A 26,967-nucleotide genomic window follows, 5' to 3' on the forward strand; every position below is an offset into this window, starting at 1 on the left:
TTGTGATTCATCAGACTCCGACTGGAATTGGGTTCGGAGTCTTGTCGTAACGGACGAGCGAAAAGGATTCGCAGCATACGCTGGTGATGTTTCGCGCCCATCTGCCCCGTCGGGGCCGGAAGGCTCAGGACAACCGTCTGTTCCGGGAAGCGCCGCGTTTTTTCACGGTCGAAAACGCGCGCTGGCACGCCTTGCCGAAGGAATTCGGCAACTGGAACAGCGTGTGGGAGCGGTTCGCGCGGTTGAGCAAAGCGAGGGCGTTCCAAGCCATTTTCGCTACGCTGGATTCGTTCCGCGTGCGGCCATCGCCGACAAGGGTATTCAGCAAGGTGAACAGAGCCGCTGCGAGAGCGCGCCGCATCGCTCGGGTAATTCCCCACAAGAACAACGAGAGGATAAGCCGACCTTCTTTGCAAAGGCCCCTCAAGGCTCGCGCGCATCAAGCAGGGCTTCGGACGCCTCAGGCCAGCCCTGGATGGGGGAACACCGCCCAAAACTCCAGATGATCAATCATAAGCTAGCAGCAGGCCCATGCTTGATCAAATTCGTCCACAGACCCTAGTAGGCGCGCTCGATGCAGAAGGCGACGACGTCGAGGAGGGCCCGCTTTTCCAGCGATTCCGGAAACGGGGCCAACGCGCGCGCAGCGGCAAGTCCATAGCTGCGGGCCCGTTCGACCGTATCGCTAAGGGCCTGGCAGCGATTCAACAGGGCGATAGCGCGATCAAGATCGGCATCGTCCTGTTCAAGGTCCTCGATCGTGCGCTGCCAGAACGCGCGTTCCGTCTCGTCGGCGCGATCGACGGCAAACACGACCGGCAGCGTCATTTTGCCCTCGCGGAAATCGTCACCAACGGTTTTGCCCAGAGTCGCCTGCTTCGCCGAGTAGTCCAGCGCGTCGTCGATGAGCTGAAAGGCAATGCCAAGATTCATGCCGTAGGCGTCGAGGGCCTCGACGTCGCCGTGCGACCGGTCGGCGACGACAGCGCCGATGCGACACGCCGCGGCAAACAGTTGCGCCGTCTTCGCACGGATCACCGCGAGGTACGCCGCCTCCGTCGTCTTGATATCGTTGGTGGTGATTAATTGCATCACCTCTCCCTCGGCAATCACCGACGACGCGCGGGAGAGAATCGCGAGAACCTCGAGGGAACCGTCCTCGACCATCAGCTCGAACGCCCGGCTGAACAAAAAATCGCCAACCAGAACGCTCGGCTTATTTCCCCAGACGGTATTTGCCGATGCCCGCCCACGCCGGAGCGACGAATCGTCAACGACATCGTCATGCAACAACGTCGCGGTATGGATGAATTCAACGCTGGTGGCGAGGCCAACGTGGCGCGAGCCCTGATAGCCGCACAGCCGTGACGCCGCGAGCGTCAGCATCGGCCGCAACCGTTTGCCGCCGGCGGCAATCACGTGGCCGGCCAACTGCGGGATCAGTGGTACGGGACTTTGCATCCGCTCGACAATCAGGGCATTAACCGCTCTCAGATCGCCGGAGACGATGTCGTTCAGGGCGTCGAGCGTCGGCTTGCGATCAAATCCGCCGTCAAGGCCCACGGCAACGCCCACTTACGCATCCTCCCTCGTTTGTGATCGGCCGCTTGACGGCCAGTCCCGAAGTGTCGAGCATATGAATCCCGACCGGCTGGGGTCAAGCCCGCCGCCGCGTTGGTGCGGCCAAAGGATCGGCGATGGGCTCTACTCGCGATGCCGGATGATAATGATCGAACTCACGCGTAGCGAGGACGCCGTTTTCGTCTCCTGGCTTGAAGCGCGCCTGAGCGAACTCGGGATCCGGGCGCATATCCTCGACGGGTTCACCTGCGGCGCCTATGGCGGTGCGCTTTCGGCAGTGCAGCGGCGAATAATGGTCGACGATGCCGACGCAGCCCGGGCACGGCAGGTGCTCGACGCGGCGCGGGGCGTCGCCGACGATGTCTGAGGGGGCAACCGACGATCGGCTGCTGAATGGCCGTGTGCACCTGCGCCAGCCGTCGGAAGGGTTCCGCGCAACCACGGATTCGGTCTTGCTCGCCGCCGCCGTTCCGGCGCGATCGAATGAAACGGTGCTTGATGTCGGCGCCGGTACCGGTGCGGCCTCCTTGTGCCTTGCCGTCCGCGTCGACGGTGTTCAGGTCACCGGCATTGAGATGGACCGGACGCTCGTTCGCCTCGCCGCCGATAACGCCGAGGCGACGGGCGTTGCCGCACGAACGCGGTTCTATCTCGGTGATATCGCCAATCCGCCGGTTCGCTTATCGCCGGCCTCGTTCGACCACGTCATGGCGAACCCGCCTTACGTGGAGCAGGGGACCGGACAGGCCCCGCGCGACCCCAGCCGCGCCCAGGCGATGGTCGAAAGTGGCGTGCGGCTTTCCGGCTGGATCGACTTTTGCCTGCGAATGGTGCGTACTGCCGGTACGGTAACGCTGATCCAGCGGGCCGACCGCCTGGCCGACGTCCTGGCGGGACTGAACGGCCGGCTCGGCGCGCTCGTTATTCAACCGCTTTGGCCCGGCGCCGGTAAGGCCGCCAAGCGTGTCATCGTATCCGGCCAGAAGGGGTCGGGCGCGCCGCTGACGCTGCTGCCCGGCCTCATCCTGCACCAGGCCGGTGGCGCCTATACCGATCAGATCGACGCCATCCTTCGCGATGCGGCGCCGCTTGATCTTGCCGGCTGACGCGCCAATGCGCCTTGAACGCCGCAAATCGCGCCCGACATTTTGCCTACGTCAAGCACCACAAGACGATCGGCTTTGCTAATGCGCCTGCGCCACCTGCTCTCCTGGCTTCCGTTCGAGCGATTTCGCAATCCGCCGCCGGTGATCGCCGTGGTGCCGCTGCACGGCGTCATCGGCCGGGTGGGCGCGCTGCGCCAGGGACTTTCGTTAGGCACCCTCTCGCCCACGCTCGAGCGTGCATTCACAATAAAGGACGCGAAAGCGGTTGCCCTCGTGGTCAATTCGCCAGGCGGCTCGCCGGTGCAATCGGCACTGATCGCCCGGCGCATCCGCGCGCTGGCCGAGGAACACGACCGGCCGGTCTTTGCCTTTGCCGAGGACGTCGCCGCTTCGGGCGGGTACTGGCTGCTTGCCGCTGGCGACGAGATCTGGGCGGACGAAAGTTCGATCGTAGGCTCGATTGGCGTAATTTCCGCGGGTTTTGGCTTTACCGAGGCTCTCGGCCGTCTCGGTATCGAGCGCCGTGTGCACACCGCCGGTGTCCATAAAGGTGCACTCGATCCCTTCCGGCCTGAACAAGCCGAGGAAGTCGCCCACCTTCGGCGGATTCAGGCCGACGTGCACGAATCGTTTCGCCAGCACGTCCGCACCCGGCGCGGCGACAGGCTCAAGGGCGAGGAGTCGGAACTGTTCTCCGGCCGCTACTGGGCTGGCCGCCAGGCACTCGACCTTGGCCTAATCGACGGACTGGGCGACGTGCGGACAATCATGCGCGAGAAGTTTGGCGCGAAAGTGCGGTTGCGTGTGATTGGTCAGACCCGCCGCTGGTGGCGCCGCTCGCGATTGCCGGGAATCGGCGCCGAGCAGCGCCCTGGTTTCGCCGACTTGCTCGACCGGACGTTTGCCTGGGTTGAAGAACGGCTGATGTGGAACCAGTTCGGGCTGTGATCGGGACAAAAACGATGAGCGAGCGCGCACTGTCGGGAGCCGAAGTGCGGCCGCGCCCTCCGGGCCTGCGGCCGTCTCGCGCGGCGATCGAAGGAGAATTCGTCCGTCTGGAGCCACTGGAGCCGGACGAACACGCCGGAGATCTTTATGCGTCCGGGCACGCCGGTGAACAGAGCCTGCGGCTATGGCGGTACCTGCCCTATGGACCGTTTCGCGGGCGCGAGCCGTTCCTCGCCTGGCTGGGTGGATGCGCGACGTCGCTCGATCCGCTGTTTTTCGCCGTGTGCGAACGGCGGAGCGGTCGCGCCGCCGGCATGGCCAGCCTGCTCAACATCCGGCCGGTCGACGGTGTGCTCGAGATCGGCCACGTCTGGTTCGCTCCGCGGCTGCAGCGCACGCGGGCCTCGACGGAGGCGACGTTCCTGCTGCTGCGCGAGAGCTTCGAGACGCTCGGCTGCCGTCGCGTCGAGTGGAAGTGCGATGCGCTGAACGAGCCATCGCGCAACGCCGCGCTCCGCTTGGGGTTTCGCTTCGAGGGCATCTTCTACCGCCATCTCATCGTCAAGACCCGCAACCGCGATACCGCGTGGTTCTCAATGCTGTCGGATGAATGGCCGGGACGCCGAGCGGTCTTCGAGCGCTGGCTCGCGCCCGAGAACTTCGACGCGGAGGGACGCCAGCGGGCAGCGTTGCGCGACTTCGCGGCTCGCTCTTAAGACCGATCACCAAGCACTTGCGGTGTCGGCCGACCCGACAGCCGGTTTCTTGACCGGCTGGAGAGCGGGCAGTATGGTCGCGGCTCCCAAAAAGCGGCCGTCGGCCGCTTTTGCCGCAAGGGTTCGAACAATCCCGCAATGGCGCCGAACCGATCCACCTTCCAATCGCTGATCCTATCGCTGCAGGGCTTCTGGGCGGAGCGCGGCTGCGTCGTTCTCCAGCCCTACGACATTGAGGTCGGCGCCGGCACCTTCCATCCGGCAACGACGCTGCGCGCCCTCGGCCCCGAGCCGTGGCGCTGCGCCTATGTCCAGCCGTCGCGGCGGCCGACTGACGGCCGCTACGGCGAGAACCCCAACCGTCTGCAGCACTATTACCAGTTCCAGGTGCTGCTCAAGCCGTCGCCGCCGAACGCGCAGGACCTCTACCTCGAGAGCCTGCGTCACCTCGGCATCGATCCCGCCGTGCACGACATCCGTTTCGTCGAGGACGACTGGGAGAGCCCGACCCTGGGCGCCTGGGGTCTCGGCTGGGAGGTCTGGTGCGACGGCATGGAGGTTACCCAGTTCACCTATTTCCAGCAGGTCGGCGGCATCGAGTGCGCCCCGGTGGCGGTCGAGCTGACCTACGGCCTTGAGCGCCTGGCGATGTACATCCAGGGCGTCGAGAACGTCTATGACCTCGATTGGGACGGCTGCGGGACCACCTACGGCGATGTCTTCCTGCAGAACGAGCGCGAAGGCTCGGCCTACAATTTCGAATACGCCAACACCGAGCAGCTCTTCCGCCACTTCGCCGACGCCGAAGCAGAATGCCAGGCGCTGCTGGCGCTGGATAAGCCCTTGGCGCTACCCGCCTATGATCAGTGCATCAAGGCGAGCCACCGCTTCAATCTGCTGGACGCCCGTGGCGTGATCAGCGTGACCGAGCGCGCCGCCTACATCGGCCGGGTGCGGGCGCTGGCGAAGGCGTGCTGCGAGGCCTGGTTGGCGAGCCGCGGCCATGCGGCCTGACGTGCCGGCGGCGATCGCCCCTCGGAGCCACTGATGCCTGAACTGCTCATCGAACTGTTGTCCGAAGAAATCCCCGCGCGCATGCAGGCGCGCGCCGCCGAGGACTTCAAGCGCCTGGTCTGTGAGAGGCTCGCCAAGGCGCAGCTCGCCTTCACCTCGGCCGATGCCTACGTAACCCCGCGTCGCCTAACACTGGTCGTCGATGGCCTGCCCGAGCGTCAGCCGGATGTCCGGGAGGAGCGCAAGGGCCCACGCGTCGGCTCGCCTGACAAGGCGGTGCAGGGCTTCCTGCGCGCCGCAGGACTTTCGTCGATCGATCAAGCCGAGGTCCGCGAGACCGACAAGGGGCCGTCCTACTTCGCGGCATACGTCCGCGCCGGCGCAGCGACACCCGAGGTTCTGGCCAGCATCCTGATCGAAGTCCTCACTGTCCTTCCCTGGCCGAAATCGATGCGCTGGGGTGCAGGTCACTTCCGTTGGGTTCGCCCGCTGCACAACATTCTCGCCGTATTCAACGGCGCCCCCCTTGCCGCCTCGCAGCCTCTGGGGGCGGACCTGACGCTCTCCGGCAACGCGTCGACCCAGGGGCACCGCTTCCTTGCACCTGGCGAGATCGGGGTCACCGACTTCGCGGATTACGCCGCAAAGCTGAATGATGCGAAAGTCATGCTCGATCCGGCCGAGCGCCGGGCACTGATCGCCCGGAAGGCCGAAGCGCTGGCGGCGGCCGAGGGCCTGAGTGTGCGCGCCGACGAGGCACTGCTCGACGAGGTCACCGGCCTCGTCGAATGGCCGGTGCCGATGCTGGGCTCGATCGATCCACGATTCATGGACGTGCCGGCCGAGGTGCTGATCACGGCGATGCGCGCCCACCAGAAGTACTTCTCGCTGCTCGATGCCGACGGCAGGCTGGCGCCGCGCTTCGTGCTGGTCGCCAACACCGAGGCGAGCGACGGCGGGGCGGCGATCGTCGCCGGCAACGAGCGGGTGCTGCGTGCCCGCCTGTCCGATGCCAAATTTTTCTGGGACGAGGACCGCAAGCGTACACTGGAGAGCCGGGTGCCGAAGCTCGCCGAGCGAGTCTTCCACGCCAAGCTGGGCTCGGATCTGCAGCGCACCCAGCGTCTCGGTATTCTCGCCAGTGTGCTGGCGCCTTTGTGCGGTGGCGATGCGAGACTGGCGTCCCGCGCCGCGGCGCTCGCCAAGGCCGACCTGATGAGCGCGATGGTCGGCGAATTCCCGGAACTGCAAGGGATCATGGGTCGCTATTACGCACGCCATGACGGCGAGGCACCGGAGGTGGCCGAAGCCATCGCCGATCACTACGCGCCGCAGGGGCCGTCCGACCGCTGCCCGACAACGCCGGTCAGCATCGCCGTCGCCCTCGCCGATAAGATCGATACGCTCGCCGGTTTCTTTGCCATCGGCGAGAAGCCGACCGGCTCGAAAGACCCGTTCGCCTTGCGAAGAGCCGCGCTCGCGGTCATCCGCCTGATCATCGAAAACGGCCTTCGCCTCAACTTGCGACCGCTCTTCGAAAGCGCTCAGGCGGCCTATCCCGACGGCACTACCCAATCGGGCGCCGTCACCGTCTGCGACGACCTTCTCGCCTTTCTTGCCGATCGGCTCAAGGTGCACCTGCGCGAGCAGGGCGTGCGCCACGATCTGGTCTCGGCGGTGTTCGCGGACGGCAATGAGGACGATCTCGTGCGACTTTTGGCTAGGGTCGACGCGCTAAGAGACTTTCTCACTTCCGACGACGGTGCTAACTTGCTCGTGGCCTACCGGCGGGCGAGCAACATCGTCCGTATCGAAGAGAATAAAGATAAGAGGCACTACGTCGGGGAGGTAGACGAGGAACTTCTGGCTGAAAATCAAGAATCGGATCTGTATCGGGCGCTGTCAGAGGCACGCGACGAAATCGCCGCGGCCCTGTCCGATGAGCGGTTCCGCGACGCCATGGCAATCCTGGCCGGATTGCGAAAGCCCGTGGATGCGTTCTTCGACCGTGTCCAGGTCAATTGCGCAGACGCGCAACGAAGAGAGAATCGGTTGAAGCTGCTATCGCAAATCCGGTCAGCGCTCGGCGGGGTAGCAGATTTCGCACAAATCGAAGGGTAGGAAGCAAGCCATGACACAATGGGTTTACACGTTCGGGGACGGCAAAGCCGAAGGCGGCGCCAAGGATAAGAATTTGCTTGGCGGCAAGGGGGCCAACCTCGCGGAAATGAGCAGCCTCGGCATTCCGGTGCCGGCGGGTTTCACCATTTCGACCGAGGTCTGCACGTACTATTACGCCAACAGCCAAACCTACCCGCCGGATCTCCGCGATCAGGTCTCCGGCGGTCTTGCCCACGTCGAGAAGATCATGAGCGCCAAGTTCGGCGCGACCGAAGGCCCGCTGCTGCTTGTCTCTGTTCGCTCGGGCGCGCGCGCCTCGATGCCGGGCATGATGGACACGGTGCTCAATCTCGGTCTGAACGACACCACCGTTTTGAACCTAGTGAAGCTGACCGGCGACGAACGCTTCGCCTATGACAGCTATCGCCGGTTCATCCAGATGTATTCGGACGTCGTCCTCGGTGTCGGTAAGCACGAGTTCGAAGTGCTGATCGACGAATACAAGGAAAAGGTCGGCAAGACCTACGACGTCGACATGACCGCTGACGACTGGAAGGCGCTGATCGAGCAATACAAGGCTGAAATTCAAAAAGCGATCGGCAAGCAGTTCCCGCAAGACCCGACCGAGCAGCTCTATGGCGCCGTCGGGGCGGTGTTCGGAAGCTGGATGAACAAGCGCGCCAACACCTATCGCAAGCTGAACAACATCCCCGACCATTGGGGCACGGCGGTAAACGTGCAGGCGATGGTGTTCGGCAACATGGGCGAGGACTCGGCGACGGGCGTGTGCTTCTCCCGCAATCCCTCGACCGGCGAGAATCTGTTTTACGGCGAATACCTGGTCAACGCCCAGGGTGAGGACGTCGTTGCCGGCATCCGTACGCCGCAGCCGATCTCGCTGGCCGAAAAGAAGGCAATCGAATCCGACCTGCCGGCGATGGAAGAGGGATTGCCGTCGCTCTACAAGGAACTGGTCGCCATCCGCGACCGCCTGGAAGATCACTACCACGACATGCAGGACATGGAGTTTACCATCCAGAAGGGTAAGCTCTGGATGCTGCAGACCCGTAATGGCAAGCGCACCGCGGCAGCGGCCCTGCGCATCGCCGTCGAAATGTGCAAAGAGGGTGTGATCGACAAGAAGGAAGCGGTCAAGCGCGTCGATCCGGCCCAGCTCGACCAGCTCCTCCATCCGATGATCGATCCGAAGGCGCCCAAGGAATCACTGGGCAAGGGCCTGCCGGCTTCGCCGGGTGCCGCTTCGGGGCAAGTCGTCTTCACCGCCGACGAGGCGGAAGAGTGGGCGAAAGCCGGCAAGAAGGTGATGCTGGTGCGCATCGAGACCTCGCCGGAAGACATCGGTGGCATGCACGTCTCCCAGGGCATCCTGACCACCCGCGGCGGTATGACCAGCCACGCGGCGGTGGTCGCCCGCGGCATGGGGATACCGTGCGTCGCCGGTGCCGGTGACCTGCGCATCGACTACAAGGCGAAGACGCTGACCTCGGGCAATACCGTGCTCAACGAGGGCGACGTCATCACCATCGACGGCTCGACCGGCGCGATCCTCAAGGGGGATGTGCCGAAGATTCAGCCGGCGTTGACCGGCGATTTCGGCACGCTGATGGGATGGGTCGACGAGATCCGCAAGCTCAAGGTGCGGGCCAACGCCGAAACCCCGCTCGACGCCAAGACGGCGCGCAACTTTGGCTGCGAGGGCATCGGCCTGTGCCGGACGGAACATATGTTCTTCGATCCGAAGCGCATCATTCACGTCCGCGAGATGATCGTCGCCAATACCGAGACCGAGCGCCGCGTCGCCCTCGACAAGCTGCTGCCGTACCAGCGGGACGACTTCATCCAGCTGTTCACCATCATGACCGGGTTGCCGGTGACCGTCCGGCTGCTCGATCCGCCGCTGCACGAGTTCCTGCCGCACACCGATGCCGACATGGCCGAGGTGGCGAAGGCCGCCGGCAAGACGGTCGAGGACGTCAAGGCTAAGGCATCACAGCTTCACGAATCCAACCCGATGCTGGGTCATCGCGGCTGCCGCCTCGGCATCACCTATCCCGAGATCTACGAGATGCAGTGCCGGGCCATCTTCGAAGCCGTCGTCGACGTCAAGAAGAAGGGCGAAACGGTGCTGCCCGAGGTGATGATCCCGCTGGTCGCGATCAAGAACGAGTTCGACCGCCTGAAAGAGATGGTCGATCGCGTCGCCAAGGAGACGATGGAGAAGAGCGGCACGACCTTCGAGTACATGGTCGGCACGATGATCGAGCTGCCGCGGGCCGCTCTGATCGCCGACCAGATCGCCGAGGGTGCGCAGTTCTTCAGCTTCGGCACCAACGATTTGATCCAGACCACCTTTGGCCTGTCGCGTGACGACGCAGGTCCGTTCCTCGTCCAGTACCAGGATCGTGGGGTGATCCCCAACGATCCGTTCCAGGTCCTCGATCAGGAAGGCGTCGGCCAGCTCGTCCAGCTCGCGGCGGAGCGCGGCCGCAAGACCCGCCCCGACATCAAGCTCGGCATCTGCGGCGAGCACGGCGGCGACCCCTCCTCGGTCGACTTCTGCCACAGCGTCGGGCTCGACTACGTGTCGTGCTCGCCCTATCGCGTGCCGATCGCGCGGCTGGCGGCGGCGCATGCGGCGATGGATACGGGGATGGTCAGCACGACGGCCTGAGCCGCCAACCAGACCGCGCCGGCCTGAAGGCGGGCCGGCGCGGGCGAGGAAAGCGGATCCGGAGAGGCAGAATGCATCGTGCTCTGCCCACCAACGGGCCAGCTCAACTGAAAAGAGGGGACTTCGGTCCCCTCTTTGATTTTCGGATCTCCCTTTGCGCGATCCGCAGCCAAGCGCCTTGCGATCCGCCTCTGCGTCCATTCAAAACGGCGATATCGCCCGCCAGCCGGCTTGAAACGAGACCCTGCCCGACAAAGGTGGTGAAGCCATCGCCGCCAATCGGGCCATCGAAGAGCGCGGGCAACGGCACGGGGGGACAAGGGCGGCCGGCGATGCCACGCATCGCCAGCCAGTTGACCCACCGACAACGATTGCCGGATATGGGAGGGCTACAACGCCGTTGGCAGAGTGGAAGCTCATCTCCGCTTCACGGCGTCATGCAAGCAGAATACTACATTCCCCCGATACGCGGCCGTGCGACTTTCGTCCATTCGTGGTCGAGTCTTTCTATTCGCAACCCGATACACGAATGACGTCGCGAAGCAGCGCCACGGTGATCTTCCGGTGGCTTCCGAGCGCAGCGGCATCGAGGTCCGCAACTAGCCGTTGGGCCGCGGCGAATGAGCGCTCAATGCGCGGCAAAGCGTAAAGCACCACCTCACTGTCGACGATGAGGTGACGATCGGCGAATAGCTTGACCAGCACCCCTGCTATCAAATCATCGTCCGGTGCGCCGATGCCGATGGACGGAACGGCGTTGAGCCGGGATCGAAGATCGGCGAGCTTGACTGGCCAGCGCGCCGGCGCCGCTCGCGCGGTCAGCAACAGCTTGCCTTTATGCTCGGCGAGACTGTTGTAGAGGTGCAGCAATGGCTCCTCCAGCCCGGCGGCAATAGCGCCATCGGCGTCGTCGATGACACACGCCGGAGCGTGGGCGATAAGATCGATCGCTCGATCGTACATCAACGATGCCGGCTCGACGGATACGCCCAGGCTGCGGGTAAGGAACACCTGGCACAAGTGCGTTTTGCCGCACCCTGATGGGCCGAACAGCGCGATCGCCGGCGACGGCCAGTCCGGCCACCGTTCGAGCCAGCGGACCGCATCCCGGTTCGACGGGGCGACGAGAAAATTCTCCCCCACGAGCGACGGTGGGTGCTCCAGGGCGAGCGGAAGTTGTCGAGGCACCATCAATCGAGGGCCGTATGCTCGTCTCCTGCCGGCGGGCCGTCGGCGGCCGTATCGGCATAAAGAGTACTCTGCCTGTAACGTTCGACAGCGAACCGGACAAGCACACCGAGCGCCGCGGCCACCGGCACCGCGAGCAGCGCCCCAGTGATACCAAGCAGGCTTCCACCGGCCGTCACAGCGAACAGAAGCCATATGGGGTGCAACCCAACCCGGTCGCCGACAATCTTTGGGGAAATGAAATTGCCTTCCAGCACCTGCCCGGTCAGGAAGACCCCGGCGACCAGCGCCACGGAAACCCAATCATCGAACTGCGCCGTAGCCAGGAGCACGCTGGAGCCGAGGCCAATGATGTTGCCAAGATAAGGAATAATAGTAAGGCCACCCGCGGCAAGGCCGAGGAGCAGCGCGAAATCAAGGCCGACGAGCGTCAGTCCGGTAGCGTACCATACGCCAAGAAGCAGACAAACCAGGGCCTGGCCGCGGACGAACCCGCTGAGCCGTAAGTCGATCTCCCGGGCGAGGCGGCGGATGGTCTTGGCGCTCTTCAACGGCAGCAGTGAATCGATGTGCAGGATCAGCTGGTCCCAGTCGCGAATCATATAGAACGCGACGACCGGCATGATGAACACAAGCCCCAGGACGCTAAGCAAGGCCGCTCCACCGGAGAGGATCCCGCTCATGATCGAACCGAGCCAGGATAGAATGTCTCCGGCATGAGACTTGATCGCTTCGTCAACCTGTTCCGCCTGCCCCGCCGTCAGACGAGAACGCAGCTTATGCAGTAACGGCGTCGCCTCCTTTCGTAGAGTGTTGACGTATTCTGGCACGCGGGCGATCAGGTCCGTTACCTGGTCGGCCAATACCGGTGCGAGCAGGACGAAAATCACTGCGACGATCAGGATAAAGACAAGGACGATTAACAGCGAGGCGATCGTGCGCGGAATGCCAAGCCGCTCCAACCGGTCCGCGACAGGATCGAGCAGATAGGCGACGCCCATACCCGCCACAAACGGCATCAATGCCCCGCGCAGGAGGTAAACAATGATGCCGAGCACGACGAATACGCTCACCCAGAGGAGAATGCGTCGCTCCTCGCTTATGCGTTCTTCGGCTTGCATCGTCGCCAATATCCTTGCGGCAGAATTGCCCATGCGGGTGTGCGGTGTACGTCGCGATATGTCTATCGCGGCGGAGCGACGAAACCAGGTGTCTCATCAATGCGCGCCGCGGGCGGCTCGGAGGAGACAATCCACGCGCCATCGGGGTTGTGCAGGTAGAGATTACGCTGCGCAAGCGCTGCTTCCAGATCGTCCGATCCGCCGGAATAAACGATCGTCACGTGGGCGCCTTCCCGCGTCAGCGAGGTGACGTTGATACGCTCGATACCCGGCACCGAATCGAGCGCCTGTCGCCGCTCCACCCATTGCTCCAGGCTCGCGGTGGGTACGGTTACTGCCAGCGCGGATGAGGTCTTGATGCTGGCCGATGGGCCATGCCGCCACTCCGCATCAAGGTCTTGTACCACGGCTTCCGCCGCGCGCGCGAATACATCAGAGATTGGCTTGTCGGCATCGATCGGAAAGACCCGATCCGGGAGTGCCTGGGGTTGCGATCCGGCACCATAGCGCACCGATGAGACGGTGAGCGCATGGCTGTTGGGCTCGATTGCTGGCGCGATTGTCGCCACAGTGACCAGGGCATCGACCGCGCCGTCGCGCTGAGCCGCATCAGAGAGGCGCCCGACGTCTCCGTGCACTGCATCGTCAGCCGTCAACGTGCCACTACCGCTGGTACCGCCAAAGACGCGTATCGGCACGAGGCTGACGATCTTAACGCCCCGCCAGGCGGCGCGCCAGGAATCGGCGCCCCCGCCGATCTCGGCCGTCGACAACGGCGGCGTCGACGCGGATGCCCCGGCCTGTTGGACCGGCGGTACGGAAGCTGGTGTCGGAGATGTCGATGGCGCGGCAACAGCATCGCGAACCGTGGCAACGACCGGCACCACGAGCACCGGCGGTGATGGCGTCATCGTAAAGCGAACGCCGCGCGCCGAGAGCAATTTTTGCACCTGCTCCTTGCGGAAATTAAAATTCAGCGTGGCGATGTAGCGCACCGACGACGACTTCTCCGCGCCTACCCAAAAGTCATTGATGGCATCGTCGATCTCGCCTTGGGAATAGTCGGGGATCGGCCGCTTCTGCCGCGGATCGACGAACCGCTGAATCAACACGTCCCAGGCCCGGCGTGCGCCGCCGGCAAGCGCCTTTTCCCGCGCGAGTGCAGCGGTCTGCGCCGATTCGTCGACCTGAACGTCGAGCACTTGAAAGAGTGCATCGGTCGCGAAGGCCGGCCGGCACCCGGCGATCGCCGACGCACCGACGAGCCAGCACAAGGCCAGGAGCCGCATCCACGACAACGACGCCGCGTGCCCGCGCGGGACCATCGACGCACGGCGGTTCGGCCACGAAACGCCGCACCGCGGCGCGCCACGCCACACGAAGTTTGCGAAACGGCTCCTATGCATTATTGTTTCCCGCTCACTGCCGCCCACGCTCGGCAGGTTACCATGTCACGCGGGGGAAACCCATTACCGGGCTCAGCTACAAAGATGCGGGCGTCGACATCGACGCCGGTGACAAACTGGTGGACGCGATCCGGCCGCTTGCGACGGCGACGCGCCGGCCGGGGTGTGTTGATGCGATCGGCGGTTTCGGCGCGCTCTTCGATCCGCGAGCAGCCGGCTTTCGCGATCCTCTGCTTGTGGCCGCCACCGACGGCGTCGGCACCAAGCTGAAAGTGGCGATCGCCTGCGACCGCCATGAGAGCGTCGGAATCGACCTCGTCGCCATGTGCGTCAACGATCTCGTCGTTCAGGGCGCCGAACCGCTGTTCTTTCTCGACTACTATGCGACGCCGCATCTGTCGGTCGAGGCCGCGCGCAGCGTCATCGCCGGAATCGCCGAAGGCTGCCGGCAGGCGGGTTGTGCGCTGATCGGCGGCGAGACGGCGGAGATGCCGGGACTTTACGCCGCTGGCGACTACGATCTCGCGGGGTTCGCCCTGGGTGCGGTCGAGCGCGACCAGGTATTGACCGGTCAGGCCGTGCAGACCGGCGACATCGTGCTTGGCCTCGCTTCCACCGGCCTGCATTCCAACGGTTTTTCGCTTGTGCGCCGGATCGTCGGCGAGGCCGGGCTCGATTATCGTGATCCCGCGCCGTTCGAACCCGCTCGCCCTCTCGGAGATGTTCTTTTGACGCCGACGCGTATCTATGTCGGCGCATGCCTGGCGGCGCTCGCCGCGGGCGGTCTGCATGCGCTGGCACACATCACCGGCGGGGGACTCGTCGGGAACATCCCGCGCGTCTTGCCCGCTGGCCTGGCATGCGTTCTCGACAGCGCTCAATGGCCCGTGCCTGCGGTTTTTGCGTGGCTCGCCCAGGCTGGCGGTATCTCGCCCGCGGAACTGGTGCGCACATTTAATTGCGGCATCGGCATGGCGGCTATCTGCGCGCCCGAACAGGTTGCGCCGCTGACGCGCGCGTTCGCGCTCGCCGGCGAGCAGGTGTTCGCCATCGGGCGGATCGTCCCACACGACGCCGACGCACCACGGGTCCACATCATCGGCTTGGAAAGCCTCGCTGCCGCAGGGAGCGCGCGATAACCGTGGCAAACCTGAAGGTTGCAATCCTCATCTCGGGCCGCGGCAGTAACATGCGCGCGCTGATCGCCGCCGCCGCCAGCCCCGATTATCCAGCGGACATCGTGCTCGTCGTCTCGAACGTTCCCGGCGCCGAGGGACTCGCGCACGCTGCCGCGGCTGGAATTTCCACCTGCACGATCGATCACACCGCGTTTGCCCATCGCGCCGACTTCGAGGACGCGGTGCATGCCGCACTCCTTGCGGCGAACACAGAACTCGTCTGTCTCGCCGGCTTCATGCGGTTACTCACCGACGGCTTCGTGAACCGCTGGCGGGACCGCCTGGTGAACATCCACCCGTCGCTGCTGCCGGCTTTTCGCGGGCTTCACGTGCATGAGCGCGTGCTCGACTATGGCGCCCGCTTCACCGGCTGCACCGTACATTTTGTCCGGCCGGCGATGGACGATGGGCCGATCATCGCGCAAGCCGTTGTTCCGGTGCACAGCGACGACGATGCCGACGCGCTCGCAGCACGGGTCCTCGCCGAAGAGCACCGCGTCTATCCTCTCGCCGTTCGACTGATTGCCGAGGGCCGGACGCAGGTTTCGTTTGAACGGGTTGCCATCGCCGGTGCCAGTGCTCCGCCGACAGCGCTGATCAACCCGTCGTCGCTCTGAACGGACCTTCAGCCGGCGATCCCGCGAGGCGCCGGGTCGGCCGCTGCCGGCCGCCCGCTTCGCTCGGTGGGGGATGCCTTAGCCCGCGATTTCGACGTCGCTGAAGAAAAAGCTGATTTCTTTCGCCGCGTTCTCAGGAGAATCGGATCCGTGCACGGAGTTTTCCTGCACATTCAACCCCAGCGCCTTGCGGACGGTGCCCTCGGCGGCATTGGCGGGATTTGTGGCGCCCATGATTTCGCGGTTGCGCACAACAGCGTTTTCGCCCTCAAGGACTTGAACAACTACCGGACCGGATATCATGTATTCACACAGCTCGTCATAAAACGCGCGCTCCGCATGAACAGCGTAGAACTTCTGCGCCTGCTCCTTGGTTAGCTTGACGCGTTTCTGCGCAACGATTCGCAGTCCGCCTTCTTCAAAAAAAGCATTGATCTTGCCGGTAACATTACGCGCGGTCGCATCCGGCTTGATGATTGACAGTGTTTTCTCAATGGCCATGATCAGGGTCCCTCCCTAGCCTTTCGGCGGTATCGGCGTGGCGGAAGTGTTGGCAACCGCAGCAGCGGCCGCCCTCGCATCGGGCCTGCCCGAAGCGGCGCTTTAATAGACCCGCCTCCCGTCGCTGACAAGCAAGAGCGGGCTATAACGACGCGACGACGTCGTCACACCGTTATCGTCCACGTTATTGACACAATTTACGCAACAATAACGATAGTTCGTTGAGGTTTGGATTTGGCCACGTGCCGTCGCGATGGACGAATCCTCTCGCGAGAGCATTTAACAAAAAAACAGGGCCGGCAAAGCCGGCCCAAGTTGGTGCTCTTGAGGGAAGGGAGAACTCCGGATGAAATGTCCATCCGCCATAGAGTATGGCGGTGGCGGGGCATTATTTCTGTGATGCGGATCACAATCGAAATTTTTATTCCTCTCGGGTTTTTTCAACTTTTGGATGCGTAGCGCAAGCAAGACAACCGCTAGGTTCGTTCCTGGCGATCCACGAATCGATGCCGTTGGCGTCGGCCATCAGACGGCGGTCGCGCCGCGCATCGTCTCGCTGGTTCCCAGCGTGACCGAACTGCTTTTCGCGCTGGATCTGGGTGAACGGGTGGTTGGACGAACCGTGTTCTGCGTTCACCCGAAAGACCGGATCGGCGACGTGCCCAGCGTTGGCGGCACCAAATCAATCAACATCGCCAAGCTGCGGAGACTCGCACCGACCCACATCGTCGTGAACATCGACGAGACGCCGCGGGCGCTGGCTGACGAGCTAACGAACGAAGGCTACGAGATCGTCGTCACTCACCCCGTCGAGGTTCGAGACAACCTTGCGCTCTATCGCCTCCTTGGCAACACGTTCGCGCGCATCGAGGCGGCGGAGGCGTTGTGCCAGCGCTTCGAAGATGCCATCGCGTCGGCGCAAGCCACCGCCGCCGAGCGGCCGCGGCGATCGGCTCTTTATCTGATCTGGAAGAATCCCTGGATGACGGTCGCGCGTGACACCTACATCTCGCGCATGCTGGCGCTCGCCGGCATCGATACCCTGCCGGCCCTGGCGGATCGGCGCTATCCGCAGATGGAAATCGACGACGCGCTACTTGATCGCTGCCATCTCGTGCTGCTTTCCAGCGAGCCGTTTCCCTTCGATGAGCACCACCGGCAAGAATTTATCGAAGCCCATCCGCAGCATTCGGCCAAGGTTCACCCGATCGATGCCCAGATGGTGTCGTGGTACGGCAGCCGGGCCATTTCCGGGCTCACCTATCTCGCGCAGTTCACCGATTCACTGAAGGAAGAGGCAGCTTGAACCGCGCGCGCTGGCGTGGCGAGCGCGCGCCAGCACTGCTACGATCGGTTAGAATGTGATTCTAGCCATCGATTTTGAGTTTTGATCAACGCCTGTGCCGCGCCTGCCTGCAACGACCTGCCTGCGGCTTGCCGCATTTTATGCCGCGTTTTTCGCTGTGATCGGGACGATCCAACCGTTCTGGCCGCTTTGGCTCGCGGCACGCGAGCTCGACGCCAGTGAAATCGGCTTGGTTCTCGCGATTGGAATCCTCGCCAAGGTGATCGGATTGCCGATCGCGGCGCACGTCGCCGATCGCAGTGGCGAACGGCGGCGACCGATGCTCATCCTCGCGGTTGCAAGTGCCCTTGCCTTCGCCTTGTTCGCGGCCGCCCGGACGTTCTGGCCGATCGTGCTCGTCAGCCTGTTTTTTTTCCCGCTCTGGCCGCCGGTGATGTCGCTCGCCGAGAGCTTGACGATGGCGGCAGCCCGCGACGACGGCTTCGAGTATGGCCGCGTGCGCCTGTGGGGATCGCTTGCTTATATTTTTAGCGCGCTCGTCGCTGGTGTCGTGATCGTCCGGACTTCGGTCGACGCGACGTTTTGGCTGATTCTGGCGGGAATCCTCACGACCACCCTAACCTGCGCTTTGCTGCCTGATCTGCGAGCCGAGCGGAGTGTGTCACGCAGCCTGCCTGTGCTTGACCTCCTACGGCAGGGCGCTTTTGTCCGCATGCTCATTGCCTGCGGTCTGGTCCAGGGCAGCCACGCCGTCTATTACGCCTTCGGCACGATCCACTGGCAATCCATCGGCTATTCCGAAACCATCATCGGCGCGCTCTGGGCCGAAGGGGTGGTGTGCGAGGTTGCCCTGTTTGCCGTGGGCGCTGCCGCTGTTCGCTGGTTCGGCGCGGCCGGTCTGATCGGCGTCGCTGGTCTCGCGTCTGGCATTCGCTGGCTCGGCGCCGGCTCCAGCGATACGCTGTCGCTGATTGTTTTTCTGCAAGCTTTGCATGCACTCAGTTTCGGCGCGGCTCACCTCGGTGCCATGCACTGGATTTCACGAAACATCGCGCCCGCGCTGTCAGCCTCGGCGCAAAGCCTTTATTCGGCGGTCGTCTTCGGCCTGTTTCTCGGCACGATGATCTACGCGGCCGGCCTCGGTTACGCCACGCTTGCCGGCCAGGCGTATTGGCTGATGGCGATCAGCGGGTTTGCAGGAGCCGCGTGCATCCGTCCGCTCTTGCGTCGAGACGAGCCCGCGTTCGCGTAAAGCTGACCGGTCCATCGCCTTCGATGACTTGGTCCGAATAGATCTTGCCAATTGAAGCAGTCTCGATTGATGGTCACCGTTGGATGGCACGAACGAAAAATCGAAGGTCCCTATTTTGCATGGCGACGCAGCCAAATGGCTTGATCCCCGCTATGAGATCGACGCGATGTCCGCCTGAAGTTCACGGATCCTTATCGGATGGCAGATCACGCTGGCAACCACGAGCACGAACACATCGCTCATAACGGGCCTGCGGGCGTTCGCGGGCCTTCACACCATCACGACCATGCCCACAGTCACGGTCATGCGCACGCGGGCCACGGAGCACACGGCACTCGCGGAGCCGATAACGAGCGACGCATCTTCCTTGCGCTGCTTCTGACGGCAAGCTTCCTCATCGTCGAAGTGGTCGGCGGCTTTCTGTCGGGCTCGCTGGCGCTGTTGGCGGATGCCGGGCACATGTTGGCCGACGTCGCCGCGCTCGGCCTGTCGTTCGCTGCCGTGCGCGCAAGCCGCCAACCAGCGACGTTGAAGCATTCCTACGGACTGCATCGCCTTCAGGTCCTGGCGGCGTTTATCAACGGCGCGACGCTGATCGCGATTACCCTTTGGATCGCCGTCGAGGCGGCACAGCGCCTGTTCTCTCCCGTCCCGGTGTTCGGGGGAATGATGGCGTTGGTCGCCGCGGCTGGCCTTGCCATCAATATCGCCAGCTTCGCCATCCTGCATGGCGGTGACCGGCACGACCTCAACGTCCGGGGCGCGGCATTGCATGTTCTGGGCGATCTGTTGGGCTCCGTCGCCGCCATTGTCGCGGCAATCGTCATCCTGGCGACGGGCTGGACGCCGATCGATCCAATCCTTTCGGTCTTCGTCGCCTTGCTGATCCTCCGCAGCGCCTGGTCACTTGTCGGGCGCTCATTTCATGTGCTGATGGAGGGGGCGCCCGACGGAGTCGACATCGGTGAGTTGCGCACGGCCCTGGTGGGCGCCGTACCGGGCGTAAACGATATTCACCATGTCCACCTCTGGCTGCTAACGCCGGACCAGCCGCTGATGACCTTGCACGCCAGCATCGACGCGGATGCGGATCACGACGATGTTCTTCACAAGCTGCGCGACGTTCTGCGCAACGACTACGATATCCGCCACGTCACGATCCAGATCGAGCGGATTGCCTGCCTCGATCCCGGGTGCGAGGATGAGGCAGGGCATCGCCAGGAAACTTCGCTGCTTACGCAAAAAGGCATCGTGGCTGGCGTGGAGTCGGAGAAATCATGACCTGTTTGCGCTTGTAATTGGGCAAGAAAGACCCTCATCGAGGGCCGAAGGCAAACGCTGCCCGCCGCCAAGGCGATCGCCCTGGTCCCGGCCATTGCCTTCGTTGACAGCCTGCGCCAGCGCCCTTAGGGTGCTTGCTTCTTTTCAGCTTGAGATCGTTTCTGCCCGATGAGCAAGTTGCTTACGGTTGGGTTGTCACAGGTAAATCCGATCGTCGGCGACGTCGACGGCAACATCGCGCGGATTCGCGCGCAGCGCGCAGCGACACCGGATGCGGATTTGTTGGTGTTCGGAGAGCTCGCGCTTGCCGGGTATCCGCCAGAAGATCTCGTACTCAAACGGATTTTCCAAGATCGGCTGGAAGCCGCCGTCTCTGCGCTCGCCGCCGATACGGCCGACGGCGGCCCGGCTTTGCTCGTCGGTTGTCCCTGGCGCGTCGAGGGCCGCCTCTACAATGCCGCGCTTTTGCTCGACAGCGGTCGGCTTGCGGCGGTTCGGCTGAAATACGACCTGCCCAATTACGGCGTGTTCGATGAAAAGCGGGTGTTTTCGGTCCGGCCCCCTGCCGCAACCGGTCACGTTCCGTGGCGCCAGCCTTGGCGTGATGATTTGCGAGGATATGTGGACGCCGACGGTTGCCTCGCACCTTGCTGAAGCGGGTGCTGATTTCCTCGTCGTCCTCAACGGCTCGCCGTTCGAGGCGAGCAAGCCGGAGGTTCGTCATCGTCTCGCCGATGAACGAACCAATGAGACCGGACTGCCGCTGATTTACGTCAACCTCGTGGGTGGCCAGGACGAACTTGTGTTCGACGGTTCCTCTTTCGTCTGGGACCCGGCCGACGGCTTGCGCGTGCTCGCGCCTGCCTGGCAGGAAGGCGTAACCTTGAGTCGATGGTGTCAGACGTCGGACGGATATTGGGTCTGTGACGGCGGCGACAAGGCGCCGATGGTCAACGGCTTGGAATCGATCTATCTGGCTGTGACCGTGGGCCTGCGCGACTATGTCGAAAAGAACCGATTCCCCGGCATCGCCCTCGGTCTGTCCGGCGGCATCGACAGTGCGCTGAGCGCGGCGGTCGCCGTCGACGCGCTGGGGCCCGGGCGTGTACGGTGCATCATGATGCCCTCACCCTACACCTCGGACGAAAGTCTCGAGGATGCCGCCGAGATCGCCCGCCTGCTCGGTGTCGATCTCGACACCGTCACGATCGAACCGGCGATGTGCGCGTTTTCTTCGATGCTGGACGGCGTATTCGCAGGACGCGCCGCAGACGTCACCGAGGAGAATATCCAGGCCCGCTCGCGTGGGCTGGTGATGATGGCAATCAGCAACAAGCTCGGCCACATGTTGCTGACCACCGGCAATAAATCGGAAATGTCGGTGGGTTATGCGACCCTTTACGGAGATATGTGCGGCGGGTACTCGGTCTTGAAAGACCTCTACAAAACGACGGTTTTCGCGCTCTCGCGCTGGCGCAACCAGACCCGTCCCCCGGTCCTTCTCGGTCCCGAAGGTCGCGTAATTCCCGAACGCGTAATCACCAAAGCCCCGACGGCCGAACTCCGGCCGAACCAGACGGATCAGGACACGCTGCCGCCCTATGAGACGCTCGATGGAATTCTTGAAGCGCTGATCGAGGACGAGGCTTCGGTCGACGATGTGGCGGCAAAGGGATATGATCCCGATGTCGTGCGCCGGGTATGGCGCATGGTCGATCGTGCCGAGTATAAGCGCCGTCAGGCTCCCCCCGGCGTGAAGATCACCCGCCGCGCTTACGGCCGCGATCGGCGCTACCCGATCACCAACGGGTTTACAGATCGGGTATGACTCCCAAGGTTCGTTTCGCCCCGAGCCCGACCGGGCTGCTGCACGTCGGCAACGCGCGGACAGCGTTGATCAATTGGCTGTTCGCTAAGGCGTCGGGTGGGCATTTCCTGCTGCGTTTCGATGATACCGACCCCGACCGTTCGAGCGCGGCGTACGCGACCGCGATCGAAGAGGACCTGCGGTGGGCCGGCCTTGATTGGGACAGTCTGGCCCGGCAGAGCGAGCGACTTGCCGCCTACCAGTCCACCTTCGAGCGCCTGCAAGCGGACGGGCGCGTCTATCCCTGTTACGAGACCCCCGAAGAACTCGACTATAAGCGCAAGCGCCTGCTCGCCCGCGGCCGGCCGCCAATTTACGATCGTGCCGCGCTCGGCGTTTCGGAGGCTGAGCGCCGCCGCCTGGACGCCGAGGGCCGGAAACCGCACTGGCGCTTTCTGCTTGAAGCCGGCACCGTCAGCTGGGATGACCTCGTCCGCGGACGCGTTGAATTGCAGGCGGATCGGATGAGCGATCCTGTAGTTGTCCGCGCCGACGGCACGTTCCTTTACATGTTGCCATCGACAATCGACGATGTGGACCTCGCCGTCACGCATGTAATTCGGGGAGAGGATCACGTCGCCAACGCGGCTGTGCAGATCCAGATGTTTCAGGCGCTGGGAGTTGAACCGCCGGTCTTCGCGCATCTGCCACTGCTCACCGACAGTGCCGGCAAGGGGCTGTCCAAGCGCCTGGGGTCGATGACAGTGCGCTCGCTGCGCGACGACGGCATCGAACCGATGACCCTGAATGGCTATCTCGCCCGGCTCGGTACCGGCGAGCCACAAACCCCAATTTCGTCGCTCGAGGATCTGGCGGCGGACTTCGATATTGCCCGGTTTGGACGGGCGACGCCGAAATTCGATACAGACCAGATCGAGCGCTTGAACGCCCAGCTGCTGCATGCGAGCGATTATGATGCAATCGCGGCAAAGCTCGACGGAATGGGTCTTGTGCGCGCCGACCGCACCTTCTGGGAAGCGATCCGCCTGAACCTGCATCGGCTTTCCGACGCCACCTACTGGCACGATGTCTGCTTCGGGGCGATCGTGCCGATCGTGGACGATCCCGATTTTATCCGCAGCGCGGCGATGCTGCTGCCGGCCGAGCCCTGGGGCGAGACCACCTGGGAAACGTGGACGCGCTTGGTGAAGGAGGAGAGTGGCCGTAGCGGCAAGGCGCTGTTCCAGCCGCTTCGGCTGGCGCTGACCGGTCGGGAGCATGGACCGGAACTGCGCGTGCTCCTGCCGCTGATCGGACGAGCGACGGCCGAGCGGAGACTTGCATCCAGCGGACCGCAGCCAGCAGCGGCGTTGGCGGCAACGGAGACCACGCGGTGAGCCTTCATCTCGTCAACACGATGGCGCGGGAAAAGCAGCGCTTCGAACCGCTCGATCCGGCAAACGTTCGCATGTACGTCTGCGGCCCCACGGTCTACGACTACGCGCACATCGGCAACGCGCGGCCGGCGGTCATCTTTGATGTGCTGTTCCGGCTGTTGCGTCGCCTTTATGGCGAAGCCCACGTCGCCTACGCACGCAATATCACGGACGTCGACGATAAGATCATCGCTGCCCATTACTCATCAGGTGAGCCGATCGAGGCGATCACCCGGCGAACGACTCAGGCCTATCATGCCGACATGCGCGCGCTCGGCTGCCTCGACCCGACGCATGAGCCGCGTGCCACGGCGCATATCGATGACATGCAGCGCATGATTGCTCTGCTGGTCGAACGCGGGCACGCCTACGCCGCCGATGGCCACGTTTTGTTCGACGTTGCGTCAATGCCGAACTACGGCAGCTTGTCGCGGCGAGACCTCGGCGAAATGATCGCTGGCGCCCGCGTCGAGATCGCGCCCTATAAGAAGGACCCGCGCGACTTCGTGCTGTGGAAGCCCTCCGAGGAGGGCGACATCGGCTGGCAGAGCCCCTGGGGGCGCGGCCGCCCTGGATGGCACATCGAGTGTTCAGCGATGAGTTGTCGCTACCTGGGCGAGACGTTCGACATTCATGGCGGGGGAGCCGACTTGATCTTCCCGCACCATGAAAACGAAATCGCCCAGAGCACTTGTGCCCACGAAGGCCGGACATTTGCCCGCTACTGGCTGCACAACGGCTATCTGATGACCGAAGGCGAGAAGATGTCGAAAAGCCTCGGCAACTTCTACACCGTGAACGATCTGAGAAAGGGGGGCCCCGGGCGAGGCTATCCGGCTAGTTTTGCTGCAAACGCACTATCGCCAGCCGCTCGACTTCACCAAGGACGGCATCACGCAAGCCAAACGGACGCTCGATCGCTTTTACAGCGCGCTTCGGGGCGGCACAAACGCCGCAACGACGGCGGAAGCAGGTGATCCAGCGGCGGCGGCGGACGTGGTGGAGGCGCTGTGTGATGACCTGAACACCCCGGCGGCGCTGGCGGCGCTGCACGAGCGTCTGGCGATTGTCAATCGCGCCGGGAGCGAGAATGAGCGTAATGCTGCCAAAGGCGCACTGCGCCAAGCCGCAGAGCCTCTCGGTTTGCTAACCGAGGACCCGGAAACGTGGCTCCAGTGGCAGCCGGCAGGATGCCCGGAGATCGCGGAGGCGGACATCGACCAGCACATCGCCGCACGCGTGCAGGCACGCAAGGCGAAGAACTTTGCCGAGGCTGACCGAATCCGCGCCGAGCTTCTCGCCGCCGGGATCGTCCTCGAAGACGGCCCTCAAGGCACAACCTGGCGCCGCGCCTGACCTTAGAAGATCCTGTCTTCCGGCAGGACACGGTTCGGCGGGTTGTGGCCATCGATCCAGCTTTGGATATTGATGATCACACGCTGCCCCATGTCGATGCGGCCTTCGTGTGTCGCAGAGCCCATGTGTGGCAGGAGCACGACATTCTGCATGGTCAGGAATTTGGGATTGACCGCCGGCTCGTTCTCGAAAACGTCAAGTCCCGCGCCAGCGATTTCCTTGGCACGCAGCATGCGGACGAGGGCAACTTCATCAATGATCTCGCCGCGCGCGGTGTTGACGATGTAGGCGTGCGGGCGGAGAAGCTTCAAGCGCCGTGCGGAGAGAAGATGATACGTCGCGGGCGTATGCGGACAATGGACGGTGATGACGTCCATCCGCACCAGCATCTGGTCGAGGCTCTCGTGATAGGTCGCTTCGAGGTCGGATTCGATGTCCGGATGCAGCCGATTGCGGTTGTGGTAATGAATGCTCATCTGGAAGGCGCGCGCCCGGCGCGCGACCGCCTGACCGATGCGCCCCATGCCGACGATGCCCAGACGCGTGCCCGAGACGCGATGGCCCAGCATCCACGTCGGTCCCCAGCCGGTCCACTTGCCCTCGCGGAGCAAACGCTCGCCCTCGGTCAGCCGACGCGGTACCGCGAGAATCAGCGCCATGGTCATGTCCGCCGTATCCTCGGTGAGGACGTCTGGCGTGTTCGTGACAGTGATGCCGCGCGAACGCGCGCAAGCGAGATCGATGTGATCGAAGCCGGTACCGTAATTGGCGATCAGTTTCAGGCGATCTCCGGCATTGTTGAGAATCACCGCGGTGATCCGGTCGGTCACGGTTGGAACGAGAACATCGGCTGTCCGCAAGGCCTCGATGAGGCGCTCGGAGGACAAGGGCTCGTCATTCAGATTCAGGCGGACGTCGAACAGTTCCATCATCCGCGTTTCGATGACGTCGGGAAGCTTGCGTGTAACCACGACGACGGGTTTTAGTTTGGCCATGAGTCCCCGGAAGATTTCTTGAACGTCCGTCGAGCCAGCAGCCGCTTTATCTTGCCTTGGCGCGTACGCGGCTTGACCGCTGCCGCCCTGACGTCCCTATAATTCCCTTGTTCGGATTGTGACCCACCATCGCGATTGAGTCCATGCATCGTCTGCGGATGTCCGTCGTCCTGCTGATCATCTTCGTCGTCTTTGTTGGCGCGTTCCCGGCGTACGCCGCGCCCGAGGCCTCCGGCCTGCCGATCCCCCGATTCGTCAGCCTGCGCGCCACCGAGGCCAATATGCGTAGCGGACCGGGCGAGCAATACCCGATCGTTTGGACCTACCGGCGGCAGGGCCTGCCCCTTGAGGTGACCGCCGAATACTATCACTGGCGACGCGTGCGCGACTGGCAAGGTGCGGAAGGCTGGATGCACTCGAGCATGCTTTCGGCCAAGCGCTCGGTGATCGTCACCGGCAAAGAACCGCCGCTACACGCCTCGCCGGATATGAACGGCGCCATTGTCGCCCGGCTGGAAAGCAATGTGATCGGCAAGGTTCTCACCTGCCCGAAGGATGACAGCTGGTGTGAGATTCAGGTGTCCAGCGTCAAGGGCTGGCTGCAGCGCAATGAGATCTGGGGCGTCTACAAGCTCGAAGAAATCGACTGACACGCCCTTTTCCGCCCGACATGTCAGCTGGTCGTTGGTCAGCTCACGGGGGGGGCCGGGGTGGCCGGCCCGCCGCGCGGCAATGATCAGGCGAAGTCTTGTGCCAGGGCCGCGCGGACGGCTTCAGGCAGCGCCGCCATATGATCGTACGCCGGATGCGCCACCGTCAGGGTGACACGGTTCTGCGGCCGTCGAAACGCTGTGATTTGATCAGGACTGAAGCCGAATCGCAGGAAGTGGACCGCTGACGTCTTGCCGTCTGCCGTCGTGCGCTCGACATCGCTTTCCGCCTGCGCCGCAATCGTTTCGCCGTCCACCGATAACGCGACACAGGCATCGATTCCGGCCATGGCGAAGAGCATGCGGTCCCGGCGCCTGGGATCGTCGATCTCGATCATCATTGTTGCGACCAGCTCGTCTCCTTTGGGTACGAGCGGATTGTACGCGCGGAGTTCATCCTCGATCTGCGCTTCGCCGCCCTTCTCGACCGCCAGCATTTCGTGAATCTGGTGCAGCATGGTCGAGAAACTCTCGAAGTAAAATGTTATGTCCGGTCCTACGTGGACACGCCGATCTTTCTTCAGTGCCGCCATTTCGCGCCGACGGCCGTCGCGGATGCGCGCGTAATCGTCCATCGGCATGATGTCGGCGTGCGTGATCAGACGAAACATTCCTGATCTCCCCTATCCGGCCGG

At 63.5% G+C, this 26,967-nt stretch carries 22 protein-coding genes and 2 pseudogenes; 17 read left to right on the plus strand and 7 right to left on the minus strand.

Annotation, left to right across the window (positions count from 1 at the left end):
• Positions 1 to 83 precede the first annotated feature (83 nt).
• Complete coding sequence (locus tag IPK66_00520; GenBank protein MBK8173820.1) at positions 84 to 506, plus strand: transposase; 423 nt, start codon at positions 84 to 86, stop codon at positions 504 to 506.
• 52 nt (positions 507 to 558) lie between these two features.
• Here IPK66_00520 and IPK66_00525 read toward each other — a convergent pair whose 3' ends face one another.
• The gene (locus IPK66_00525; protein ID MBK8173821.1) at positions 559 to 1,461 is read right to left on the minus strand and encodes a polyprenyl synthetase family protein; all 903 of its coding nucleotides are present in this window, start codon (positions 1,459 to 1,461) and stop codon (positions 559 to 561) included.
• A gap of 265 nt (positions 1,462 to 1,726) precedes the next feature.
• Between IPK66_00525 and IPK66_00530 the strand changes: the two genes are divergently transcribed.
• The 7 genes from IPK66_00530 (at position 1,727) to IPK66_00560 (ending at position 10,178) form a co-directional block, all read left to right on the plus strand.
• On the plus strand, positions 1,727 to 1,948 hold the full coding sequence (locus tag IPK66_00530; protein MBK8173822.1) for a DUF2007 domain-containing protein: 222 nt from the start codon (positions 1,727 to 1,729) through the stop codon (positions 1,946 to 1,948).
• A complete protein-coding gene (locus IPK66_00535) occupies positions 1,941 to 2,687 on the plus strand; it encodes a methyltransferase (protein MBK8173823.1) in 747 nt (248 codons plus the stop codon). The genes IPK66_00530 and IPK66_00535 overlap by 8 nt, the downstream gene beginning before the upstream one ends.
• Before the next feature lie 81 nt (positions 2,688 to 2,768).
• Positions 2,769 to 3,635 carry a S49 family peptidase gene (locus tag IPK66_00540; protein ID MBK8173824.1) on the plus strand — a complete coding sequence of 289 codons (867 nt, stop codon included), beginning with the start codon at positions 2,769 to 2,771 and terminating at the stop codon, positions 3,633 to 3,635.
• A 14-nt stretch (positions 3,636 to 3,649) separates the two neighbouring features.
• Positions 3,650 to 4,351, plus strand: coding sequence for a GNAT family N-acetyltransferase (locus IPK66_00545; GenBank protein MBK8173825.1), 702 nt, complete (start codon positions 3,650 to 3,652; stop codon positions 4,349 to 4,351).
• A 138-nt stretch (positions 4,352 to 4,489) separates the two neighbouring features.
• Positions 4,490 to 5,365, plus strand: a complete 876-nt coding sequence (locus IPK66_00550) for a glycine--tRNA ligase subunit alpha (GenBank protein ID MBK8173826.1) — start codon at positions 4,490 to 4,492, stop codon at positions 5,363 to 5,365.
• A gap of 33 nt (positions 5,366 to 5,398) precedes the next feature.
• A complete protein-coding gene (locus IPK66_00555; GenBank protein ID MBK8173827.1) occupies positions 5,399 to 7,486 on the plus strand; it encodes a glycine--tRNA ligase subunit beta in 2,088 nt (695 codons plus the stop codon).
• Positions 7,487 to 7,496: 10 nt separating this feature from the next.
• Complete coding sequence (locus tag IPK66_00560; GenBank protein ID MBK8173828.1) at positions 7,497 to 10,178, plus strand: pyruvate, phosphate dikinase; 2,682 nt, start codon at positions 7,497 to 7,499, stop codon at positions 10,176 to 10,178.
• Positions 10,179 to 10,685: 507 nt separating this feature from the next.
• On the opposite strand, the gene IPK66_00565 is transcribed toward IPK66_00560, so the two are convergent.
• From IPK66_00565 to IPK66_00575, 3 genes are all read right to left on the minus strand, one after another.
• Positions 10,686 to 11,369, minus strand: coding sequence for a DNA replication protein (locus tag IPK66_00565; protein MBK8173829.1), 684 nt, complete (start codon positions 11,367 to 11,369; stop codon positions 10,686 to 10,688).
• A complete protein-coding gene (locus IPK66_00570) occupies positions 11,369 to 12,487 on the minus strand; it encodes an AI-2E family transporter (GenBank protein ID MBK8173830.1) in 1,119 nt (372 codons plus the stop codon). The genes IPK66_00565 and IPK66_00570 overlap by 1 nt, the downstream gene beginning before the upstream one ends.
• Positions 12,488 to 12,549: 62 nt before the next feature.
• Positions 12,550 to 13,776, minus strand: a complete 1,227-nt coding sequence (locus IPK66_00575) for a hypothetical protein (protein ID MBK8173831.1) — start codon at positions 13,774 to 13,776, stop codon at positions 12,550 to 12,552.
• A 119-nt stretch (positions 13,777 to 13,895) separates the two neighbouring features.
• Between IPK66_00575 and IPK66_00580 the strand changes: the two genes are divergently transcribed.
• Entirely contained in the window at positions 13,896 to 15,032 is a 1,137-nt protein-coding gene (locus IPK66_00580) for a phosphoribosylformylglycinamidine cyclo-ligase (protein ID MBK8173832.1), read from the plus strand.
• Between the two features lie 2 nt (positions 15,033 to 15,034).
• On the plus strand, positions 15,035 to 15,688 hold the full coding sequence (locus IPK66_00585; GenBank protein MBK8173833.1) for a phosphoribosylglycinamide formyltransferase: 654 nt from the start codon (positions 15,035 to 15,037) through the stop codon (positions 15,686 to 15,688).
• Between the two features lie 78 nt (positions 15,689 to 15,766).
• Here IPK66_00585 and ndk read toward each other — a convergent pair whose 3' ends face one another.
• Complete coding sequence (ndk, locus tag IPK66_00590; protein MBK8173834.1) at positions 15,767 to 16,189, minus strand: nucleoside-diphosphate kinase; 423 nt, start codon at positions 16,187 to 16,189, stop codon at positions 15,767 to 15,769.
• A gap of 451 nt (positions 16,190 to 16,640) precedes the next feature.
• Here ndk and IPK66_00595 point away from each other — a divergent pair, with 451 nt between their 5' ends.
• From IPK66_00595 to IPK66_00620, 6 genes and pseudogenes are all read left to right on the plus strand, one after another.
• Positions 16,641 to 17,495 carry an ABC transporter substrate-binding protein gene (locus IPK66_00595; GenBank protein MBK8173835.1) on the plus strand — a complete coding sequence of 285 codons (855 nt, stop codon included), beginning with the start codon at positions 16,641 to 16,643 and terminating at the stop codon, positions 17,493 to 17,495.
• A gap of 94 nt (positions 17,496 to 17,589) precedes the next feature.
• The gene (locus tag IPK66_00600; GenBank protein MBK8173836.1) at positions 17,590 to 18,747 is read left to right on the plus strand and encodes an MFS transporter; all 1,158 of its coding nucleotides are present in this window, start codon (positions 17,590 to 17,592) and stop codon (positions 18,745 to 18,747) included.
• Between the two features lie 198 nt (positions 18,748 to 18,945).
• Positions 18,946 to 20,028 carry a cation diffusion facilitator family transporter gene (locus tag IPK66_00605; GenBank protein ID MBK8173837.1) on the plus strand — a complete coding sequence of 361 codons (1,083 nt, stop codon included), beginning with the start codon at positions 18,946 to 18,948 and terminating at the stop codon, positions 20,026 to 20,028.
• Between the two features lie 168 nt (positions 20,029 to 20,196).
• Positions 20,197 to 21,856, plus strand: a pseudogene (locus IPK66_00610) (NAD+ synthase).
• On the plus strand, positions 21,853 to 23,232 hold the full coding sequence (locus tag IPK66_00615; protein MBK8173838.1) for a glutamate--tRNA ligase: 1,380 nt from the start codon (positions 21,853 to 21,855) through the stop codon (positions 23,230 to 23,232). Before IPK66_00610 ends, IPK66_00615 begins: the two are co-directional and overlap by 4 nt.
• 20 nt (positions 23,233 to 23,252) lie before the next feature.
• Positions 23,253 to 24,627: pseudogene (locus IPK66_00620) on the plus strand (cysteine--tRNA ligase).
• Positions 24,628 to 24,629: 2 nt separating this feature from the next.
• Here the strand turns inward: IPK66_00620 and IPK66_00625 are convergent.
• The gene (locus IPK66_00625) at positions 24,630 to 25,622 is read right to left on the minus strand and encodes a D-glycerate dehydrogenase (protein MBK8173839.1); all 993 of its coding nucleotides are present in this window, start codon (positions 25,620 to 25,622) and stop codon (positions 24,630 to 24,632) included.
• A gap of 143 nt (positions 25,623 to 25,765) precedes the next feature.
• Here IPK66_00625 and IPK66_00630 point away from each other — a divergent pair, with 143 nt between their 5' ends.
• Positions 25,766 to 26,272 (plus strand): hypothetical protein, encoded by a 507-nt coding sequence (locus IPK66_00630; GenBank protein MBK8173840.1) that lies wholly within the window; start codon positions 25,766 to 25,768, stop codon positions 26,270 to 26,272.
• A gap of 86 nt (positions 26,273 to 26,358) precedes the next feature.
• On the opposite strand, the gene IPK66_00635 is transcribed toward IPK66_00630, so the two are convergent.
• Positions 26,359 to 26,943, minus strand: a complete 585-nt coding sequence (locus tag IPK66_00635; protein MBK8173841.1) for a DUF3501 family protein — start codon at positions 26,941 to 26,943, stop codon at positions 26,359 to 26,361.
• Positions 26,944 to 26,967 lie beyond the last annotated feature (24 nt).

It is taken from the genome of Rhodospirillales bacterium (assembly GCA_016712595.1).
GTDB lineage: Bacteria > Pseudomonadota > Alphaproteobacteria > Rhodospirillales > Defluviicoccaceae > Defluviicoccus.

Bases quoted from the DNA above. Each gene is read 5' to 3' on its own strand.
- IPK66_00525 (MBK8173821.1), bottom strand. From the start codon at position 1,461: ATGCAAAGTCCCGTACCACTGATCCCGCAGTTGGCCGGCCACGTGATT.
- IPK66_00530 (MBK8173822.1), top strand. From the start codon at position 1,727: ATGATCGAACTCACGCGTAGCGAGGACGCCGTTTTCGTCTCCTGGCTT.
- IPK66_00535 (MBK8173823.1), top strand. From the start codon at position 1,941: ATGTCTGAGGGGGCAACCGACGATCGGCTGCTGAATGGCCGTGTGCAC.
- IPK66_00540 (MBK8173824.1), top strand. From the start codon at position 2,769: ATGCGCCTGCGCCACCTGCTCTCCTGGCTTCCGTTCGAGCGATTTCGC.
- IPK66_00545 (MBK8173825.1), top strand. From the start codon at position 3,650: ATGAGCGAGCGCGCACTGTCGGGAGCCGAAGTGCGGCCGCGCCCTCCG.
- IPK66_00550 (MBK8173826.1), top strand. From the start codon at position 4,490: ATGGCGCCGAACCGATCCACCTTCCAATCGCTGATCCTATCGCTGCAG.
- IPK66_00555 (MBK8173827.1), top strand. From the start codon at position 5,399: ATGCCTGAACTGCTCATCGAACTGTTGTCCGAAGAAATCCCCGCGCGC.
- IPK66_00560 (MBK8173828.1), top strand. From the start codon at position 7,497: ATGACACAATGGGTTTACACGTTCGGGGACGGCAAAGCCGAAGGCGGC.
- IPK66_00565 (MBK8173829.1), bottom strand. From the start codon at position 11,369: ATGGTGCCTCGACAACTTCCGCTCGCCCTGGAGCACCCACCGTCGCTC.
- IPK66_00570 (MBK8173830.1), bottom strand. From the start codon at position 12,487: ATGCAAGCCGAAGAACGCATAAGCGAGGAGCGACGCATTCTCCTCTGG.
- IPK66_00575 (MBK8173831.1), bottom strand. From the start codon at position 13,776: ATGCGGCTCCTGGCCTTGTGCTGGCTCGTCGGTGCGTCGGCGATCGCC.
- ndk (MBK8173834.1), bottom strand. From the start codon at position 16,189: ATGGCCATTGAGAAAACACTGTCAATCATCAAGCCGGATGCGACCGCG.
- IPK66_00595 (MBK8173835.1), top strand. From the start codon at position 16,641: ATGCGTAGCGCAAGCAAGACAACCGCTAGGTTCGTTCCTGGCGATCCA.
- IPK66_00605 (MBK8173837.1), top strand. From the start codon at position 18,946: ATGGCAGATCACGCTGGCAACCACGAGCACGAACACATCGCTCATAAC.
- IPK66_00615 (MBK8173838.1), top strand. From the start codon at position 21,853: ATGACTCCCAAGGTTCGTTTCGCCCCGAGCCCGACCGGGCTGCTGCAC.
- IPK66_00625 (MBK8173839.1), bottom strand. From the start codon at position 25,622: ATGGCCAAACTAAAACCCGTCGTCGTGGTTACACGCAAGCTTCCCGAC.
- IPK66_00630 (MBK8173840.1), top strand. From the start codon at position 25,766: ATGCATCGTCTGCGGATGTCCGTCGTCCTGCTGATCATCTTCGTCGTC.
- IPK66_00635 (MBK8173841.1), bottom strand. From the start codon at position 26,943: ATGTTTCGTCTGATCACGCACGCCGACATCATGCCGATGGACGATTAC.